Genomic DNA, 18,505 nt, shown 5'->3' with positions numbered 1-18,505 from the left:
TTGCAGCTCAAATGCTTAGCGAAACAGCCGTCGGACTAAGCCATAGAAGTTAAAAGTTGTAAGCCCAAGGTAAATAGCCGGTAAAGGTGCTTTTCTTAACGCATCCCAGTGCTTATCTTTCAGCCTCCCCAAGTAGAAGCTCTCGCGCCCAATGGTTGATCACTCCATGCAATCCTCCCCCCGCAAATCCCGTCGCTGGCTGTTTGGCCTGCTCGTGCTGCTGGTTATCGCCGGCCTGTGCTGGAAATTCTGGCCCAGCGGCGCGGCCCATAAAGACGCGCCGGCCGGGCACACCGGTAAAACCGGTATGGCGCGCCCGGGCTTCGGCGGTTCCACCGGCCCGGTGCCGGTGCGTGTGGCACCGGCGGTGCTGGGGGAGTTCCCGGTGTACTACAAGGCCCTGGGTACGGTCACTGCGCTCAACACCGTTAATGTGCGCAGCCGGGTGGGCGGTGAGCTGATGAAGATCGCCTTTGAAGAAGGGCAGATGGTCAAGGCCGGCGACCTGCTGGCAGAAATCGACCCGCGCAGCTACCAGAACGCCTTGCTCCAGGCCCAGGGCACGCTGCTGCAGAACCAGGCCCAGCTGAAAAACGCCCAGGTCGACGTCGAGCGTTATCGCGGCCTGTATGCCCAGGACAGTATCGCCAAGCAGACGCTGGACACCGCCGAAGCGCTGGTCCTGCAATACCAGGGCACGGTCAAGACCAACCAGGGCGCGGTAGACGACGCCAAGCTCAACCTTGAATTCACCAAGATCCGCGCTCCGATCAGCGGCCGCGTCGGCTTGCGCCAGCTTGACGTCGGCAACCTGGTCGCCGCCAACGACACCACGGCCCTGGCGGTGATCACCCAGACCCAGCCGATCAGCGTGGCCTTCACCCTGCCGGAAAATACCCTGGAAACCGTGCTCGCTCGTTACCACGCCGGCAACAAGCTGCCGGTGGAAGCCTGGGACCGTGGCGACACGAAAAAGCAGGCCGTCGGCGTGCTGCAGAGCCTGGACAACCAGATCGATGTCACCACCGGCACCCTGAAATTCAAGGCGCGCTTCGATAACAAGGACCAGGCGCTGTTCCCCAACCAGTTCGTCAATGTGCACTTGCTCGCCGACACCCTGCATAACGTGGTGCTGGCACCGTCTGCGGCGATCCAGTTCGGCAATACCGGCACCTTTGTCTACAAGCTCGACGGCGACAATAAGGTCAAGGTCCAGCCTTTGGTGCTCGGTGACACCGACGGCGACAACACCGTGATCAAGGAGGGCCTGGTCGCCGGCGACCGCGTGGTACTGGAAGGCACCGACCGCCTCAAGGACGGCAGCGAAATCGAAGTGGTCAATGACAGCAGCGAAGTGCCGACCACGCCGACCGAACACCTACAAGGCAAACCTGCGGCAAAAGGGGAGACCGGCGCTGACGCCGGCAAGGCGCAAAAGGTCGGTTCATGAACCTGTCACGCCTGTTCATCCTTCGCCCGGTCGCCACCACGCTGAGCATGCTGGCCATTGTGCTGGCCGGTATCATTTCGTACCGCTTGCTGCCGGTGTCGGCCTTGCCTCAGGTGGACTACCCGACGATCCGGGTGATGACCCTGTACCCCGGCGCCAGCCCTGATGTGATGACCAGCGCGGTCACCGCACCCCTTGAGCGCCAGTTCGGGCAGATGCCCGGGCTGACCCAGATGGCGTCCACCAGCTCCGGCGGCGCCTCGGTGCTGACCCTGCGTTTCAATCTCGACATCAATATGGATGTCGCCGAGCAACAGGTGCAAGCCGCGATCAACGCGGCCACCAACCTGCTGCCCAAGGATTTGCCGGCACCGCCGGTGTACAACAAGGTCAACCCGGCTGATACCCCGGTGCTGACCCTGGCAATCACTTCCAAGACCATGCTGTTGCCCAAGCTCAATGACCTGGTCGACACGCGTATGGCGCAGAAAATCGCGCAGATCAGCGGCGTCGGCATGGTCAGCATCGCCGGTGGCCAGCGCCAGGCTGTGCGCATCAAGGTCAACCCCGAGGCCCTGGCGGCCAATGGTTTGAACCTGTCGGATGTGCGCAGCCTGATCGCCGCTTCCAACGTCAACCAGCCCAAGGGCAACTTTGACGGTCCCACTCGCGTGTCGATGCTCGATGCCAACGACCAGTTGGTCTCGCCCGAGCAATATGCCGAACTGATCCTGGCCTACAACAATGGCGCACCGCTGCGCCTCAAGGATGTGGCGCAGATCGTCGACGGCGCCGAAAACGAACGCCTCGCGGCCTGGGCCAATGAGAACCAGGCGGTGCTGTTGAATATCCAGCGCCAACCCGGCGCCAACGTGATCGAGGTGGTCGATCGCATCAAGGCGCTGCTGCCGAGCATCACCGACAACCTGCCGGCCGGGCTCGATGTGACCGTGCTCACCGACCGTACCCAGACCATTCGCGCCTCGGTCAAGGATGTGCAGCATGAACTGCTGATCGCCATTGCCCTGGTGGTGATGGTGACCTTCCTGTTCCTGCGTCGGGTCAGCGCCACCATCATTCCGTCTATCGCCGTGCCGCTGTCCCTGGTCGGCACCTTTGGCGTGATGTACCTGGCGGGGTTCTCCATCAATAACCTGACGCTGATGGCCCTGACCATTGCCACCGGCTTTGTGGTGGATGACGCCATCGTCATGCTGGAAAACATCTCCCGCTATATCGAGGAGGGTGAGACGCCGATGGCGGCCGCGCTCAAGGGCGCCAAGCAGATTGGCTTTACCCTGGTGTCCCTGACCCTGTCGTTGATCGCGGTGTTGATTCCGCTGCTGTTCATGGCCGACGTGGTCGGGCGGCTGTTCCGTGAATTTGCCATCACCCTGGCGGTGGCGATCCTGATTTCCCTGGTGGTGTCCCTGACCCTGACGCCAATGATGTGTGCACGCCTGCTCAAACGTGAACCCAAGGAAGAAGAGCAGGGGCGCTTCTACAAGGCCAGCGGCGCCTGGATCGATTGGCTGATCGAAGCCTATGGCCGCAAATTGCAATGGGTGCTCAAGCACCAACCGCTGACCCTGCTGGTGGCCATCGCTACCCTGGGCCTCACGGTGGTGCTGTACCTGGTGGTGCCCAAGGGCTTTTTCCCGGTGCAGGACACCGGGGTGATCCAGGGGATTTCCGAGGCGCCGCAGTCGATTTCGTTTGCGGCGATGAGCCAGCGCCAGCAGGAGCTGGCGAAGATCATCCTCGCCGATCCGGCGGTGGAAAGCCTGTCGTCCTACATTGGCGTGGATGGCGATAACGCCACCCTCAACAGCGGCCGCCTGTTGATCAACCTCAAGGCCCACGGCCAGCGCGATTTGAGCGCAGCGCAGGTGATTACACGACTGCAACCTGAAATCGACAAGCTGGTGGGCATCCGCCTGTTCATGCAGCCGGTGCAGGACCTGACCATCGAAGACCGTGTCAGCCGCACCCAGTACCAGTTCAGCATGTCGTCCCCGGACGCCGAGTTGCTGGCGCTGTGGAGTGGCAAGCTGGTGCATGCCCTCAGCCAGTTGCCGGAACTCACCGACGTCGCCAGCGACTTGCAGGACAAGGGCTTGCAGGTGTACCTGGTGATCGATCGCGATGCGGCCTCACGCCTGGGCGTCAACGTCGCGACCATCACTGACGCGCTGTATGACGCCTTCGGCCAGCGGCAGATTTCCACTATCTACACCCAGGCCAGCCAATACCGCGTGGTGTTGCAGGCCCAGTCCGGCGAGACCCTCGGCCCGGCTGCCCTCAACCAGATCCATGTGAAGACTACCGATGGCGGCCAGGTGCGGCTGTCGAGCCTGGCCCATGTGGAGCAGCGCCAGGCGCAGCTGGCGATTGCCCATATCGGCCAGTTCCCGGCGGTGATGATGTCGTTCAACCTGGCCCCCGGCGTCGCCCTGGGCAAAGGCGTGGAGCTGATCAACCAGACCCAGAAGGACATCGGCATGCCGGTGGGCGTGCAGACCCAGTTCCAGGGTGCGGCCCAGGCGTTCGAGGCGTCGCTGTCGAGCACCTTGCTGCTGATCCTGGCCGCGGTGGTCACCATGTATATCGTGCTCGGTGTGCTCTACGAGAGCTATATCCACCCGATCACCATCCTCTCGACCTTGCCGTCGGCAGCGGTGGGGGCGTTGCTCGCGTTGCTGCTCAGTGGCAACGACCTGGGCATGATCGCGATCATCGGCATCATCCTGCTGATCGGTATCGTGAAAAAGAACGCGATCATGATGATCGACTTTGCCCTCGACGCCGAGCGCAACCAGGGCCTTGATCCACAGACGGCGATCTACCAGGCGGCACTGCTGCGCTTCCGGCCGATCCTGATGACCACCCTGGCCGCGTTGTTCGGCGCAGTGCCGCTGATGCTCGCCAGCGGTTCCGGTGCAGAGCTGCGCCAACCGCTGGGCCTGGTGATGGTAGGGGGCTTGCTGGTGAGCCAGGTGTTGACGCTGTTCACCACGCCGGTGATCTACCTGTACTTCGATCGTCTTGGCCGGCGCTGGCGCAAAGAACCGCAACGCCTGGAGCCGGTTGAACCATGAACCTGTCCGGACCTTTCATTCGCCGGCCGGTAGCCACCATGCTGCTGAGCCTGGCGATCATGTTGCTCGGTGGCGTCAGCTTCAACCTGTTGCCGGTGTCGCCGCTGCCGCAGATCGACTTCCCGGTGATCGTGGTGTCGGCCAGCTTGCCCGGCGCCAGCCCCGAGGTGATGGCGTCCAGCGTAGCGACGCCGCTGGAGCGTTCATTCGGTTCGATTGCCGGCATCACCACCATGAGCAGTTCGTCGAGCCAGGGTTCCACGCGAGTGATCCTGGCGTTCGATTCCGACCGTGATATCAACGGCGCGGCGCGGGAAGTGCAGGCGGCCATCAACGCTTCGCGCAACCTGCTGCCCAGCGGCATGCGCAGCATGCCGACCTACAAGAAGATCAACCCGTCCCAGGCACCGATCATGGTGTTGTCGCTGACCTCTGACGTGTTGCAGAAGGGCCAGTTGTACGACCTGGCCTCGACCATCCTGTCCCAGAGCCTGTCCCAGGTGCCCGGCGTAGGCGAAGTGCAGATCGGCGGCAGTTCGCTGCCGGCGGTGCGCATCGAGCTGGAGCCCAAGGCCCTCGACCAGTACGGCGTCGCCCTGGACGATGTGCGCAACACCATCGCCAACGCCAACCAGCGCCGACCCAAGGGTTCCCTGGAGGACGGTGAGCGTAACTGGCAGATCCAGGCCAACGACCAACTGGAAAAGGCCAAGGACTACGAGCCGCTGTTGATTCGCTACCAGGATGGCGCGGCCCTGCGCCTGCGGGACATAGCGAAGATCACCGATGGCGTGGAGGACCGCTACAACAGCGGTTTCTTCAACAATGACTCGGCGGTGCTGCTGGTGATCAACCGCCAGTCCGGCGCCAACATCATCGAGACGGTCAGGCAGATCAAGGCCCAGTTGCCAGCGTTGCAGGCGGTGCTGCCGTCCAGCGTCAAGCTCAGCCTGGCCATGGACCGTTCGCCGGTGATCGCCGCCACCCTGCACGAAGCCGAGATGACCTTGCTGATTGCCGTGGGTCTGGTGATCCTGGTGGTGTACCTGTTCCTGGGCAACTTCCGCGCTTCGCTGATCCCGACCCTGGCGGTGCCGGTGTCGCTGGTGGGCACCTTTGCGGTGATGTACCTGTACGGTTTTTCGCTGAACAACTTTTCGCTGATGGCGCTGATCCTGGCCACCGGGCTCGTGGTGGACGACGCCATTGTGGTGCTGGAGAACATTTCCCGGCATATCGATGAAGGTGTGCCGCCGATGAAGGCCGCGTACCTGGGAGCCCAGGAAGTCGGCTTTACCTTGCTGTCGATGAACGTGTCGCTGGTGGCGGTGTTCCTGTCCATCCTGTTCATGGGCGGAATTGTCACCAACCTGTTCCGCGAGTTTTCCATCACCTTGTCGGCGGCGATCATTGTCTCGCTGATCGTCTCGTTGACCCTGACGCCGATGCTCTGCGCCCGCTGGCTCAAGCCCCACGACAAAAACCAGCAGACCGGTTTGCAGCGCTGGAGCCAGAAGATCAACGACCGTATGGTCGCCGGCTACGCCATCAGCCTGGATTGGATCTTGCGCCATCGGCGTCTGACCCTGCTCAGCCTGTTACTGACTATTGGTTTGAACGTCGCGTTGTACGTGGTGGTGCCAAAGACCTTTATGCCGCAGCAGGACACCGGCCAACTGATCGGTTTCGTGCGTGGCGACGATGGCCTGTCGTTCAGCGTGATGCAGCCGAAGATGGAGATCTTCCGCCAGGCGGTGCTCAAGGACCCGGCAGTGCTCAGCGTAGCCGGATTTATCGGCGGCAACAACGGCACCAACAATGCGGTGATGCTGGTGCGCCTCAAGCCGATCAGCGAGCGCAAGATCTCCGCCCAGGCGGTAATCGAGCGCTTGCGCAAGGACGTGCCGCTGGTGCCGGGCGGGCGTCTGTTCCTGATGGCCGACCAGGACCTGCAGTTTGGTGGCAGCCGCGACCAGACCAGCGCGCAGTACTCCTACATCCTGCAAAGTGGTGATTTGGCCGCGTTGCGCCTGTGGTACCCGAAAGTCGTCGCGGCCATGCGCGAGCTGCCGGAGCTGACCGCCATCGACGCCCGCGAGGGTCGGGGCGCGGCCCAGGTCACGCTGATTGTCGACCGTGACCAGGCCAAGCGTTTGGGTATCGACATGAACATGGTCACCGCCGTGCTGAACAACGCCTACAGCCAGCGGCAGATTTCCACCATCTACGACAGCCTCAACCAGTATCAGGTGGTAATGGAGGTCAACCCCAAATATGCCCAGGACCCGATCACCCTCAATCAGGTACAGGTGATCACTGCCGATGGTGCGCGGGTGCCGTTGTCGACCATCGCCCATTATGAAAACAGTCTCGCAGATGATCGCGTCAGCCATGAAGGCCAATTCGCTTCGGAGAATATCGCCTTCGACATGGCCCCCGGCGTCACGGTAGAGCAGGGCACGGCCGCTATCGAGCGGGCGATTGCCAAGGTCGGCTTGCCCGAAGATGTGATCGCCAAGATGGCCGGCACCGCCGATGCCTTTGCGGCCACGCAGAAGGGTCAGCCGTTCATGATCCTGGGCGCATTGGTCGCGGTGTACCTGGTGCTGGGCATTTTGTATGAAAGCTATATCCATCCGCTGACGATCCTGTCGACGCTGCCTTCGGCCGGGGTGGGCGCCATGCTGGCCATCTACCTGACGGGGGGCGAGTTCAGCCTGATCTCATTGCTGGGCTTGTTCCTGCTGATCGGAGTGGTGAAGAAGAACGCGATCCTGATGATCGACCTGGCGCTGCAACTGGAACGCAACGACGGTATGGGCCCGCTGGAATCAATCCGCAGCGCCTGCCTGCTGCGTCTGCGACCGATCCTGATGACAACGCTCGCCGCGATCCTCGGCGCCTTGCCGTTGTTGCTCGGCACCGGCGATGGTGCGGAAATGCGTCGCCCCCTGGGCCTGACCATTATTGGCGGCCTGGTTTTCAGCCAGATCCTGACCCTCTACACCACTCCGGTGGTCTACCTCTATCTCGACCGCGCACGCCATCGTTTCAACGCGTGGCGCGGCGTGCGTACCGATGCTGCCCTGGACACTGCGCTATGACCGATTCAACCCCAAATAAAATCTTCGGCAATGGCATGAAGTCATTGGCCGTAATGGTGTGTGCAGTCATGCTCGGCGCCTGTGCCATCGGGCCTGACTACCAGCGTCCGGAGGTCATCGAACCGGCGCAATTCAAGGAAGCCCAGGGCTGGCGTCAGGCTAATCCGAGTGACTCCCTGGCCCGCGGAGCCTGGTGGGAGCTGTACGGCGACCGCCAACTGAATGACCTGGTGGTGCGCCTCAACACGTCCAACCAGACCGTCGCCCAGGCCGAAGCACGTTTTCGCCAGGCCCAGGCACTGGTGCGCAGTTCACGCGGGGCGTTCTACCCCAGCGTCGACCTGAGCGTCGGTAAAACCCGCGCCAGCCAGGGCACCGGCAGCAGCAGCGCGAGCCTCAGCAGCTCCAGCAGCGGTATTCGCGACACCCTCAATGCGCAGTTGGGCGTGAGTTGGGAGGCCGATATCTGGGGCAAGTTGCGCCGTGGTCTGGAGGCCAATGAAGCCAGCGCCGAGGCCAGCTCAGCCGATCTGGCCGCGATGCGCCTGAGCCAACAATCGGAACTGGTGCAAAGCTACCTGCAACTGCGGGTCATGGACGAACAGACACGCCTGCTGCAAGCCACGCTGGACACCTACCAACGCTCATTGAAGATGACCGAAAACCAATACCGCGCCGGTGTAGCCGGCAAGGACGCCATTGCCCAGGCGCAAACCCAGCTCAAGACTACCCAGGCCAGTCTGATCGACCTGATCTGGCAGCGCGCCCAACTGGAAAACGCCATCGCCGTATTGATCGGGGAAGCCCCGGCCAACTTCAACCTGGCCGTGAGCAAGGAAATCCCGGCACTGCCACAGATACCGGTGAGCCTGCCATCCCAGTTACTCGAACGCCGCCCCGACATTGCTTCGGCGGAGCGCTCGGTGATCGCCGCCAACGCCAATATCGGCGTTGCCAAGGCGGCGTACTACCCGGACCTCAGCCTGAGCCTGCAGGGCGGCTATTCCAGCAGCACCTATGAGGATTGGATCAGCCTGCCGAACCGCTTCTGGTCGGTGGGGCCCAAACTGGCGATGACCCTCTTTGATGGCGGCCAGCGCTCGGCGGAAGTCGACCGCACCGTGGCCAGCTATGACGAGACCGTGGCCAAGTACCGCCAGACGGTGCTGGATGGTTTCCGTGAGGTGGAAAACTACATGGTGCAACTCAAGGTGCTGGCGGACGAGGCGGTGGTCAGCAATGAAGCGCTGGAGTCAGCGCGTGAGTCGTTGCGCCTGACCGAGAACCAGTACAAGGCGGGGCTGATTGCCTACCTGGACGTGGTCACCGTGCAAGCGACGGCCCTGAGTAACGAGCGTACGGTGTTGAACTTGCTGCAGTCGCGCTTGGTGGCAAGTGTGCAGCTGATTGCCGCACTCGGGGGCGGCTGGGACGGCCAGACCTCCCTGGCCGAAAAGGAGTGACCCGGCCCAAATGTGGGAGGGGGCCTGCCCCCGATGGCGGCCTGACAGCCGACCAGTATTTGACTGATGGTCTCGGTCCAAATGTGGGAGGGGGCTTGCTCCCGATGGCGGCCTGACAGCCGACCAGGATGTTGGATCAGACCCTGTACATATCCATTCCTGCGGTAACGGCCACTATTGGTTCCGCTTTTACAGCGGGTCACTTTTGAAAAGAGCCCAAAAGTAACCAAAAGGCTCTTGCCCCACCACTCGGCACCTCGCCCAGGCTCGGTGTGCCCGTAATCCGCCATGGATTTGGGGGGCCGCCGCCACGCGCCATCCATGGCGCGGGGCGGCTAAACCGGCATCCCTGCCGGTTTACCCCCCAAATCCCTGTCGAATTCCGGCCAGCGTGGTTTAACGGGGCGCCTAAGATCAAAAGCAAGATCAAGAGCGGCTCGCTTCGCATCGTGGTTACCGTCGGCTGCTACACAGCTGTGTAGCTACCCATGGCCCTCGGGGGGCGAGTCGAATCGTAGCACCGCCTCTCCCACATTTTGATCTCCGTGGTGACCAGAAAATGCCTCATGAGGCCATCCGATTGACGCAAAAAAATCACTAATGGCCTTCTGATAATTAATCACCTGCCCCAGATTCATTCTCGCTACAATCGCCCGCTTTGCCACCCGGCACGGGCTTTTACACCCCGGTAGCCCGCGAGAAGTCCTATGCTGATCGGTAGCTACTCAACCTCCCTTGTCGTGATTTCCCTGTGCGTCGCTGTACTGGCGTCCTATACCGCGTTGGACCTGGCCGGGCGTATCGCTACCGCCAAGGGGCGCGCCGTTTATCTATGGATCAGCGGCGGTGCATTGGCGATGGGCGTCGGTGTCTGGTCCATGCACTTTATCGGCATGTTGGCCCTGCGCCTGCCGTTTGCCCTCGGGTTTGACCTGGGCATCACTGCGCTGTCGCTGTTGATCGCGGTGTTATCCAGTGGCTTCGCCTTGTGGCTGGTCAGTCAGCCACGCCTGCCGGCCTGGCAGTTGGCATTCGGTGCGTTGATCATGGGCGCCGGTATCGCCAGCATGCATTACACCGGCATGGCTGCGATGCGCATGACGCCGGGTATCGACTACGATCCCACTTTGTTTGGCGCCTCATTATTGATTGCAGTGGTGGCTTCCGGTGCGGCACTGTGGATCGCCTTCAACCTGCGGCGCAACACGCCTTATGTGCGCCTGGCACGGGGTGGGGCGGCGGTGGTGATGGGCGTGGCTATCGTCGGCATGCACTACACCGGGATTGCCGCGGCGCGTTTTGCCGACGACAGCTTTTGCGGTGCCGCACTGACGGGCCTGAGCGGCAGGGGCCTGGATAACCTGGTTTTGGTGACCTCTTTGGCGGTGCTGGTCATTGCGCTATTGACCTCGCTGCTCGACGCACGCCTGGAAGCGCGCACTGCCGTGCTCGCCGATTCCCTGACCCTGGCCAACCGGGAGCTGACCCATCTGGCGCTGCATGACATGCTCACCGGCCTGCCCAATCGCACGCTGCTGGCGGATCGCATCCAGCAAGGTATCCAGGCGGTGAATGAGCGGGGCGGCTGCTTTGCCTTAATGTTTATCGACCTGGATGGCTTCAAGCCGGTCAATGATGCATTTGGTCATCACATGGGCGATCAGTTGCTGCGCGAGGTCGGCCTGCGCTTGCGCGAGGACTTGCGCAGCCAGGACACCCTCGCCCGTATCGGTGGCGACGAATTTGTGTTGCTGGTGCAATTGACCCAGCCGGACGATGCCATGGGCTTGGCCGAACGACAGGTTGGCCTGATCAACCGCACCTTCAAGGTCGCCGAGCATGAGTTGAACATCTCTGCCAGCATCGGCATCGCCCTGTTCCCGGGCAACGGCAGCAGCCCTCAGGAATTGTTGATGAACGCCGATGCGGCGATGTACCACGCCAAGGGCATGGGCAAGAACGGCTACAGCTTCTTCGATGTATCGATGAATACCAATGCGCGCAAGCAATTGCAGCTGTTGCAGGATCTGCGCAATGCCCTCGAACAGGGGCAGTTTCGCTTGTATTACCAGCCAAAGTTCGACGCAGTGAGCGGTATTGCGGTGGGCGCCGAGGCGTTGCTGCGTTGGGAGCACCCGCAGCAGGGCCTGTTGCTGCCGGCCACTTTTATCGCACTGGCGGAAAAAACCGGGTTGATCATCCCCATTGGCGAGTGGGTGCTCAACGAAGCCTGCCGCCAGATGAGCTTGTGGTACGCCCAGGGTTATGAGAGCTGGCGCATTGCCGTGAACCTCTCGGCGTTGCAGTTCTGTCACGCCGGGTTGGTCAACAGCGTAGCGGCCGCCCTGGAGCGTCACCAATTGCCCGCCAACAGCCTGACCCTGGAAATTACCGAGACCACCGCCATGAGCGATGCCGACGCGAGCATGACGGTGTTGCAGCAGCTCTCGGACATGGGCGTCGACCTGTCCATCGATGACTTTGGCACCGGCTACTCCAGCCTGATGTACCTCAAGCGCCTGCCGGCCAACGAGTTGAAGATTGATCGCGGCTTCGTGCGTGACCTGGAACATGACAGCGACGACGCGGCGATCGTTTCGGCCATCGTGGCGCTCGGCCAGGCCCTGGGCTTGCGGATTGTGGCCGAAGGCGTGGAAACCGATGTGCAGCAGGATTTTCTCACTCGCCTGGGATGTGATTCGTTGCAAGGCTACTTGTTGGGGCACCCATTGCCAGCCGATAGCTTCATGGCAGATATCCGCAGCGCCGAACAAACGGTAGCGCCTGACAAAAGCTATGAGTGACGGGTATTCTTGGATCCAACCCTAAACATCAGGTTGAATCTGGAGACCGCAGCCATGGATAAAGTCGTCATCATCACCGGAGGTAGCCGTGGAATTGGCGCCGAGACGGCGTTGCTGGCCGCTCGCGAGGGGTATCGCATCTGCATTAATTACCAGTCTGACGAGAAGGCCGCCCAGGGCATGCTTGAACAGGTGCGCGGTTTGGGCGCCCAGGCCATTGCGGTGCGCGCCGATGTCAGCAGCGAAGATGAGGTGATCGCGTTGTTCAATCGCGTGGATGCCGAACTGGGCCGTGTCACGGCGCTGGTCAATAACGCTGGCACCGTCGGGCAGAAGTCGCGGGTCGATGAAATGTCCGAATTTCGCCTCCTGAAAATCATGAAGACCAATGTGCTGGGCCCGATCCTGTGCGCAAAGCACGCAGTGCTGCGCATGTCGCCCCGGCATGGCGGGCAGGGTGGCAGCATTGTCAACGTATCGTCGGTGGCGGCGCGCCTGGGATCGCCGGGTGAGTATGTCGACTATGCTGCGTCCAAGGGGGCCCTGGACACCTTCACGATTGGCCTGTCGAAAGAGGTCGCGGGTGAAGGCATTCGTGTCAACGCAGTACGCCCCGGCTACATCTTTACCGATTTTCACGCCCTCAGCGGTGACCCGGACCGGGTCAGCAAGCTGGAGTCCGGCATTCCCATGGCTCGTGGTGGGCGCCCGGATGAGGTGGCGGAGGCGATTATCTGGCTGCTGTCGGACAAGGCTTCATACGCCACCGGAACCTTCCTGGATCTGGGTGGAGGACGTTAAATCTCCTGGCTAGCGCCCCAGGCTTTGCAGTACGTCATAGCCGTCTTGCGCGAATGCTACGAGTAGGCGCGCCTCGGAATTTTTACGGGTGGAATAGCCCGCGTTGTAAAAGCCGTTGATCTTGCCGTCATGCCGTTCACTGTTACCGACGCGACGATCATTTACGTTGTCGAGGACATTGATCACTCGCGCCAGGTTATAGGCCGCGTGCGCCCTGGCTTTGGCATCAGGGTTGGCGGATGTCCAGTCGCCCAGTTGTCGCTTGAGCAAGTCGGTCACCGGATAGCTGTCCCTGCGCCTGAGCAGGTGTTTCAACCCTGGATTGGCGTTGATGATTTGCCTGGCGGAGCGACGATCCGCGAAAGGCGGTTCTTCGGGCGCTGCAGGCACCGCAAGCCAGTTGTTTTCCGGGCGCCCTTCGCCAAGCTGGTAGGCGGTCGATGCGGGAAGCATGTTGATGCGCATGGCGGTCTCGAAGTGAAGATACACACACCTGAGTGTCTCCTTGGGGCGCAGGGTTCCTAAGGCTGTGTATCCCATCGTTAAAACGACCGCACAATCCGCCCCAGCGTTTCCATGGCCTTTTCCGACGCCTCGGTCCACGGGCTGCCATAGTTCAAGCGAATGCAATTGCTGAACCGTCGGGTCGCCGAGAAAATCGGCCCCGGGGCAATGCTGATGCCTTGGGCCAAGGCCATCTGGAACAATTTCAGCGAGTCGGTCTGTTCCGGCAGTTCCAGCCACAGGAAATACCCGCCGGCCGGCTGGCTGACCCGTGTCTGGGTCGGGAAGTAACGGGCGATGGCTGCCAGCATGGCGCTTTGCTGTTCTTCCAGGGCATAGCGCAGTTTGCGCAGGTGCCGGTCATAACCGCCGTGCTGCAGGTAGTCGGCAATTGCCGCCTGGGCCGGCATCGATGGGCACAATGAGGTCATCAGTTTCAGGCGCTCGACTTTCTGCGCGAAGCGCCCGGCCGCGACCCAACCGACGCGGTAACCCGGTGCCAGGCTTTTGGCAAAGGAACCGCAATGCATCACCAACCCTTCAGTGTCAAAAGCCTTGGCCGGCTTCGGCGCTTGCTGCCCGTAATACAGCTCTGCATAGACATCATCTTCAATCAACGGCACCTGATGACCGCGCAGCAGTTCCACCAGCGCCTGTTTTTTCGCCTCAGGCAAGGTAGCGCCCATGGGGTTCTGGAAGCTGGTCATGGTCCAGCAGGCCTTGATCGGATAGCGCTCAAGGCTTTGGGCAAGGGCGTCGAGGTCAATGCCGTCGCGTGGGTGCACCGGGATTTCCACGGCCTTGAGCTTCAGGCGCTCCAGCACTTGCAGGCAGGCATAGAACGCCGGGGCTTCGATGGCAACCAGGTCGCCGGGTTCGGTCACGGCCTGCAGGCACAGGTTCAGTGCTTCAAGGGCGCCATTGGTGATCAACAACTCCTCCATGGGCAGCATCAGGCCGCCGACCATGTAACGCAGGGCAATCTGTCGGCGCAGTTGCGGGTTGCCCGGCGACATGTCGGTGACGACCAGGCGCGGGTCCATTTCGCGGCTGGCACTGGCCAGGGACCGAGCCAGGCGGGGCAGTGGGAATAACATCGGGCTGGGGAACGCCGAGCCGAAGGGCACGGTGTTAGGGTCCTTGATGGAGTCCAGGACCGAGAACACCAGTTCGCTCACGTCTACATCGGTGGATTCGTGCACCTGCTCACTCACCTCCGGTTCGGAAAACGGGCTGGGCGCATGGGTGTTGACGAAGTAGCCGGAACGCGGCCGTGCGCGAATCAGGCCGCGGCGCTCCAGCAGGTAGTAAGCCTGGAACACTGTGGACGGGCTGACGCCGTAGGTCTGGCTGGCGTAGCGTACCGATGGTACACGCTGGCCAGGGCCGAGGACGCCGGAGCGGATCAGTTCTGCGATGTCGTCGGCGAATTTTTCGTAGCGTTTCATGGGGGCCTTAAACAGGTTTTTCTGTGTGTACGCTGGGTAAATGTGGGAGCGAGCAAGCCCGCTCCCACATTTGGATCTCTATCTATCCAGATAGATTTCAGCGATTCAACGGTGCAACAAAACGACTGTCTGCAGCGCTGTAGATCCAGGGTTCATCCACATCCGTGACTTTGAAGCGGATAGTCTGCGAACTGCTCACCGGTTTGTCCGCCAGCAATGCCACCGACACCGGTACATCGACGATTTCCCCGGGCGCCAGGCTGAACTGGGTCTTGCCCTGCAACTGGAAGCCGTCGGCGTCCACCAGTCCCAGACGGTAGTCCTGGCGTTGCTGGGTCTTGTTGATGACCTTGAGGCTGTAGATGTTTTCGATCAAGCCCTGGCTGTTTTCGCGGAACATACCACGGTCCTTGGTGACGTCCAGCGATACCATCGGCCGTTCGACCAAGGCCACCACCAACGCTGCGATCATCACCAACAGCACGGCACTGTAGCCGATCAGGCGGGGCCGCAGCAGGTGAGTCTTGCCACCTTGCAATTGGTGTTCGCTGGTGTAGCTCACCAAGCCGCGGGCATAGCCCATTTTGTCCATGATCGAGTCGCAGGCGTCGATGCAGGCCGCGCAGCCGATGCATTCCATTTGCAGGCCGTCACGAATATCGATGCCGGTGGGGCATACCTGCACGCACAGTTGGCAATCGATGCAATCGCCGAGGCCGACGTCCGCGGGCTGCACCTCGCGTTTACGCGGGCCACGGCGTTCGCCACGGGCGGCGTCGTAGGAAATGGTCAGGGTGTCTTTATCAAACATCACACTCTGGAACCGTGCATAGGGGCACATGTGCATGCACACCGCTTCGCGCAGCCAGCCGGCATTGATGTAAGTGGCACCGGTAAAAAACATCACCCAGAACAGGCTCACGCCGCCCATCTGCCAGGTCAGCAATTCGGTGGCGAGCGGGCGGATCGGTGTGAAGTAGCCAACAAACGTCAGCCCCGTCAGCACGCTGATACCCAGCCACAACGTATGTTTGGCCGAGCGCCGCGCCAGTTTATTCAGGCTCCATGGTGCGGCTTGCAGCTTGATGCGTTGGTTGCGCTCGCCCTCGGTGACCTTTTCACACCACATGAACAACCAAGTGAACGAGCTTTGCGGGCAGGTGTAGCCGCACCATACGCGGCCGGCAAACACCGTGATTGCAAACAGGCCAAAGGCGCAGATGATCAGCAGCGCCGAGAGCAGGATGAAATCCTGAGGCCAGAAAGTAGCGCCGAAGATGTGGAACTTACTCTCGGCCAGGTCCCACAGCACGGCTTGGCGGCCACCCCAGTTCAGCCATACGGTGCCAAAAAAGATCAGGAACAGCAGGCCGGCACCGCCGACGCGCAAGGTGCGAAACACGCCGGTGAAGCTGCGGGTATGAATCAGGTTGTCGCTGGATCTGGCCTTCACCTTCTTTGGGTGGTTGGGCTCAAAGGTTTCCACGGTTGGGATTCGTTCGCTCATGGTCGTTCGCTCATCAGCCTCCATCAGGCCGGGGAACTATGGGCGACAGTCTGTTCGCATAACAGGCTCAGGCATGGTGATAAAAAGCGGATCAGATGGGGCTGGTTCAACCGTCTTTGGCAATCTGCTGTACCCCAGGCTCACTGGGGTACAGGGGGGCTTAGATGTGTATTGATACAGATCAATCAAATCACCGAACCCGGTTTATCGGCCTTTACGTGGTTACGACCATCTTTGGCGCCTTCTACGGTGAGGGCGTCGGCCTCGACTTCGGTGATGTAGATCTGCTGGCCGGCCAATTCCACATAAGACATGGCTTTTTCATTGTCGGTAAGAATATTTACCCGAGTAGCCGGCAGGCTCTGTTCCTGGCCGGTCTCGTCGAGCGTGAAGTAGCACAAATGATTTTCGATGCGTACAGACATGGCGATCTCCTGTTCATGGGCTATGTCCCGTTAGGCGACGGTAACGCTGGCGGGTTCCAGGCAACTGACTGGCGGTCTGCACTGTCTATCTTTCATTCACAATAAGAAAGGACACATCCATGGACGCCTGGTGGCATCAAGTGTGGCAAACCCTGCAGGCTGAATTTGCCGACATCGGCGACGCTCGGCAGTTGACGCAAATCACTGTGCGCCTGCTGATCGCCGCGCTTTTAGGCGGCATCCTGGGGTTTGAACGTGAACAAAAGGGCAAGGCGGCAGGGGTGCGCACCCATATGCTGGTGGCCTTGGGCGCCGCGTTGTTTGTGGTGGTGCCGCAAATGTCCGGCAGCCAGGCGGACGCCATGAGCCGCGTGGTGCAGGGGGTGATTGCTGGGATTGGCTTCCTTGGCGCCGGTACCATCCTCAAGGGCAAGGAAGACGAGGAGGGCCAGCACGTGAAGGGCCTGACCACGGCGGCCGGGTTATGGATGACCGCCGCCATTGGGGTGGCGGCGGGGATGGGGCGTGAATCGACGGCGGTACTCAGTACGCTGCTGGCACTGATGGTATTCAGTGTGATGCCACGGGTCGTCAAGCTGCTGGAGAAGGATGAGTGACACGGGTCAGGTAGTGAGGTTGCTGTACCTGACCTCACCGAAGACCTTCACTACAAAAGGCGGCTCTCCTGGGTTACCGGAGATCATCACCACGCTCGTATTATTGGCCGGGTTGTAGTGAATCTGCATCTCACCACTGGCTCCTGAAAAATTTTCTACCAATTTCAATGGCTTGTTGCCGAGTTGGTGTCGAATTGCCGATACATCGAGTTTGTCTTTGTCGTGATCAAAATCCATCACTTCTTTAGGTGTATCGAAGTTTGATTCGCGGATATTGTGGAAGGTGAAGGTCTGGCTATTGTCAGTCCTGGGGTTGTTGCTGGTGCTCTGGTTGCTCTGGTTGCTCTGGTTGTTGTTGTTGTTGTTGTTGTTGTTGTCAGGTTTGGGGCTGTCTGCCGCTGGCGGTGAATTGTCCGGTTGCGGGGTCGGCTCGCCGAGGTCCACTTCCTTGCCGATATCGAAGAGGGCCGAGGCGAGGGGCGTACTTTGCCGCACCCGCTGTTTGGTATAAGAGTCCTCAATGCGTAGCTCATGCTCGATTTGCCTATATTGGCTGAAACCTTCCTCGGGGTCAGAAGTGGAGATGCGGTCGCGGATCTCTTGAGCGCTCAAGCCCGATGCCTCTGTTTGTGCGGAGCGGTCATGGATCCTCTGCAGGCTTGACTGACCTAAACGTTCCTTCGCTTCGGTAATCACCTTACGCGCCTCATCTGCATCCGGGCCTTGCAGCAAGGACTTGACATTTTCCTTGCTCAACAGGCTCCGGATCGCGGCCAACTGCCCTGCGGTCTCCCGCGAGTTCGGTTCGCGCAGCATCTTGGTAACGTTCTCCCGGCTGGTGAGCGCACGAAGCTCGGCGAGCTGGGGAGCGTCAGCACCGGGCGCTCGCGGCTCTACATTCGTAGTGGGTGCAGTGCTGGGCGCAGTTGAGGTTTGCTTCTTGGGGGCGTCGGTACCGGGCGCCTGCGGTTCTACATTCGTGGTGGGTGGAGGACTGGGCGGCGTTGAGATTTGCCCAGCCTTGGGGGTATCGGCATTGGGCACCTGCGGTTTTACATTCGTCGCGGGGGCAGGGTTGGGCGGGGTAAAAGCTTGCGGCCCCCTGGGGAGGTCCGAGGGGTGCCTGTCAGGCTCTTTCCTGCGCATGATTCCGCTGGGGCCGGCCCTTAATAAATCGTTCACTTTCTGTCGATAATCGTTGGCGGACGGTTGTTGTATGCCGTGAATATTCGACGTTGGGGGCAGTAGTGAGATGGACATGGAAGGTACTCGCGTTACGGATGG

At 61.0% G+C, this 18,505-nt stretch carries 12 protein-coding genes; 7 read left to right on the top strand and 5 right to left on the bottom strand.

Translation table 11 applies throughout. The features are described from left to right. Positions 1–151: 151 nt before the first annotated feature. The 6 genes from NMB39_RS15900 (at position 152) to NMB39_RS15875 (ending at position 12,720) form a co-directional block, all read left to right on the top strand. Positions 152–1,450, top strand: coding sequence for an MdtA/MuxA family multidrug efflux RND transporter periplasmic adaptor subunit (locus tag NMB39_RS15900; RefSeq protein ID WP_494340457.1), 1,299 nt, complete (start codon positions 152–154; stop codon positions 1,448–1,450). Next, the gene (locus NMB39_RS15895; RefSeq protein WP_043051502.1) at positions 1,447–4,548 is read left to right on the top strand and encodes an MdtB/MuxB family multidrug efflux RND transporter permease subunit; all 3,102 of its coding nucleotides are present in this window, start codon (positions 1,447–1,449) and stop codon (positions 4,546–4,548) included. The genes NMB39_RS15900 and NMB39_RS15895 overlap by 4 nt, the downstream gene beginning before the upstream one ends. Further along, entirely contained in the window at positions 4,545–7,652 is a 3,108-nt protein-coding gene (locus NMB39_RS15890) for an efflux RND transporter permease subunit (RefSeq protein ID WP_057022456.1), read from the top strand. The genes NMB39_RS15895 and NMB39_RS15890 overlap by 4 nt, the downstream gene beginning before the upstream one ends. Before the next feature lie 35 nt (positions 7,653–7,687). Beyond that, positions 7,688–9,115, top strand: a complete 1,428-nt coding sequence (locus tag NMB39_RS15885) for an efflux transporter outer membrane subunit (RefSeq protein ID WP_232923790.1) — start codon at positions 7,688–7,690, stop codon at positions 9,113–9,115. Between the two features lie 707 nt (positions 9,116–9,822). After that, positions 9,823–11,919, top strand: coding sequence for a putative bifunctional diguanylate cyclase/phosphodiesterase (locus tag NMB39_RS15880; RefSeq protein WP_494340458.1), 2,097 nt, complete (start codon positions 9,823–9,825; stop codon positions 11,917–11,919). 54 nt (positions 11,920–11,973) lie between these two features. Continuing rightward, on the top strand, positions 11,974–12,720 hold the full coding sequence (locus NMB39_RS15875; protein ID WP_057022453.1) for an SDR family oxidoreductase: 747 nt from the start codon (positions 11,974–11,976) through the stop codon (positions 12,718–12,720). A gap of 9 nt (positions 12,721–12,729) precedes the next feature. Here NMB39_RS15875 and NMB39_RS15870 read toward each other — a convergent pair whose 3' ends face one another. From NMB39_RS15870 to NMB39_RS15855, 4 genes are all read right to left on the bottom strand, one after another. Beyond that, positions 12,730–13,209: a hypothetical protein gene (locus tag NMB39_RS15870; RefSeq protein ID WP_231989035.1), complete on the bottom strand. Its 480-nt coding sequence runs from the start codon at positions 13,207–13,209 to the stop codon at positions 12,730–12,732. 53 nt (positions 13,210–13,262) lie between these two features. Continuing rightward, entirely contained in the window at positions 13,263–14,672 is a 1,410-nt protein-coding gene (mapR, locus tag NMB39_RS15865; RefSeq protein ID WP_057022452.1) for a GntR family transcriptional regulator MpaR, read from the bottom strand. Positions 14,673–14,769: 97 nt separating this feature from the next. Beyond that, positions 14,770–16,179: a cytochrome c oxidase accessory protein CcoG gene (ccoG, locus tag NMB39_RS15860; protein ID WP_494340459.1), complete on the bottom strand. Its 1,410-nt coding sequence runs from the start codon at positions 16,177–16,179 to the stop codon at positions 14,770–14,772. Positions 16,180–16,364: 185 nt separating this feature from the next. Continuing rightward, positions 16,365–16,604 carry a DUF3203 family protein gene (locus NMB39_RS15855; RefSeq protein ID WP_494340460.1) on the bottom strand — a complete coding sequence of 80 codons (240 nt, stop codon included), beginning with the start codon at positions 16,602–16,604 and terminating at the stop codon, positions 16,365–16,367. A 119-nt stretch (positions 16,605–16,723) separates the two neighbouring features. Here NMB39_RS15855 and NMB39_RS15850 point away from each other — a divergent pair, with 119 nt between their 5' ends. Continuing rightward, positions 16,724–17,221, top strand: a complete 498-nt coding sequence (locus NMB39_RS15850; protein ID WP_494340461.1) for an MgtC/SapB family protein — start codon at positions 16,724–16,726, stop codon at positions 17,219–17,221. A 6-nt stretch (positions 17,222–17,227) separates the two neighbouring features. Here the strand turns inward: NMB39_RS15850 and NMB39_RS15845 are convergent, their stop codons facing one another. Continuing rightward, complete coding sequence (locus NMB39_RS15845; protein WP_494340462.1) at positions 17,228–18,481, bottom strand: M10 family metallopeptidase C-terminal domain-containing protein; 1,254 nt, start codon at positions 18,479–18,481, stop codon at positions 17,228–17,230. Positions 18,482–18,505 lie beyond the last annotated feature (24 nt).

The organism is Pseudomonas sp. FBCC-B545 (genome assembly GCF_059134095.1).
The sequence above is the reverse complement of the archived record's forward strand: the minus strand, read 5'-3'. Positions and strand labels throughout refer to the sequence as shown.

Bases quoted from the DNA above. Each gene is read 5' to 3' on its own strand.
- NMB39_RS15900 (WP_494340457.1), top strand. From the start codon at position 152: ATGGTTGATCACTCCATGCAATCCTCCCCCCGCAAATCCCGTCGCTGG.
- NMB39_RS15895 (WP_043051502.1), top strand. From the start codon at position 1,447: ATGAACCTGTCACGCCTGTTCATCCTTCGCCCGGTCGCCACCACGCTG.
- NMB39_RS15890 (WP_057022456.1), top strand. From the start codon at position 4,545: ATGAACCTGTCCGGACCTTTCATTCGCCGGCCGGTAGCCACCATGCTG.
- NMB39_RS15885 (WP_232923790.1), top strand. From the start codon at position 7,688: ATGAAGTCATTGGCCGTAATGGTGTGTGCAGTCATGCTCGGCGCCTGT.
- NMB39_RS15880 (WP_494340458.1), top strand. From the start codon at position 9,823: ATGCTGATCGGTAGCTACTCAACCTCCCTTGTCGTGATTTCCCTGTGC.
- NMB39_RS15875 (WP_057022453.1), top strand. From the start codon at position 11,974: ATGGATAAAGTCGTCATCATCACCGGAGGTAGCCGTGGAATTGGCGCC.
- mapR (WP_057022452.1), bottom strand. From the start codon at position 14,672: ATGAAACGCTACGAAAAATTCGCCGACGACATCGCAGAACTGATCCGC.
- ccoG (WP_494340459.1), bottom strand. From the start codon at position 16,179: ATGAGCGAACGAATCCCAACCGTGGAAACCTTTGAGCCCAACCACCCA.
- NMB39_RS15855 (WP_494340460.1), bottom strand. From the start codon at position 16,604: ATGTCTGTACGCATCGAAAATCATTTGTGCTACTTCACGCTCGACGAG.
- NMB39_RS15850 (WP_494340461.1), top strand. From the start codon at position 16,724: ATGGACGCCTGGTGGCATCAAGTGTGGCAAACCCTGCAGGCTGAATTT.
- NMB39_RS15845 (WP_494340462.1), bottom strand. From the start codon at position 18,481: ATGTCCATCTCACTACTGCCCCCAACGTCGAATATTCACGGCATACAA.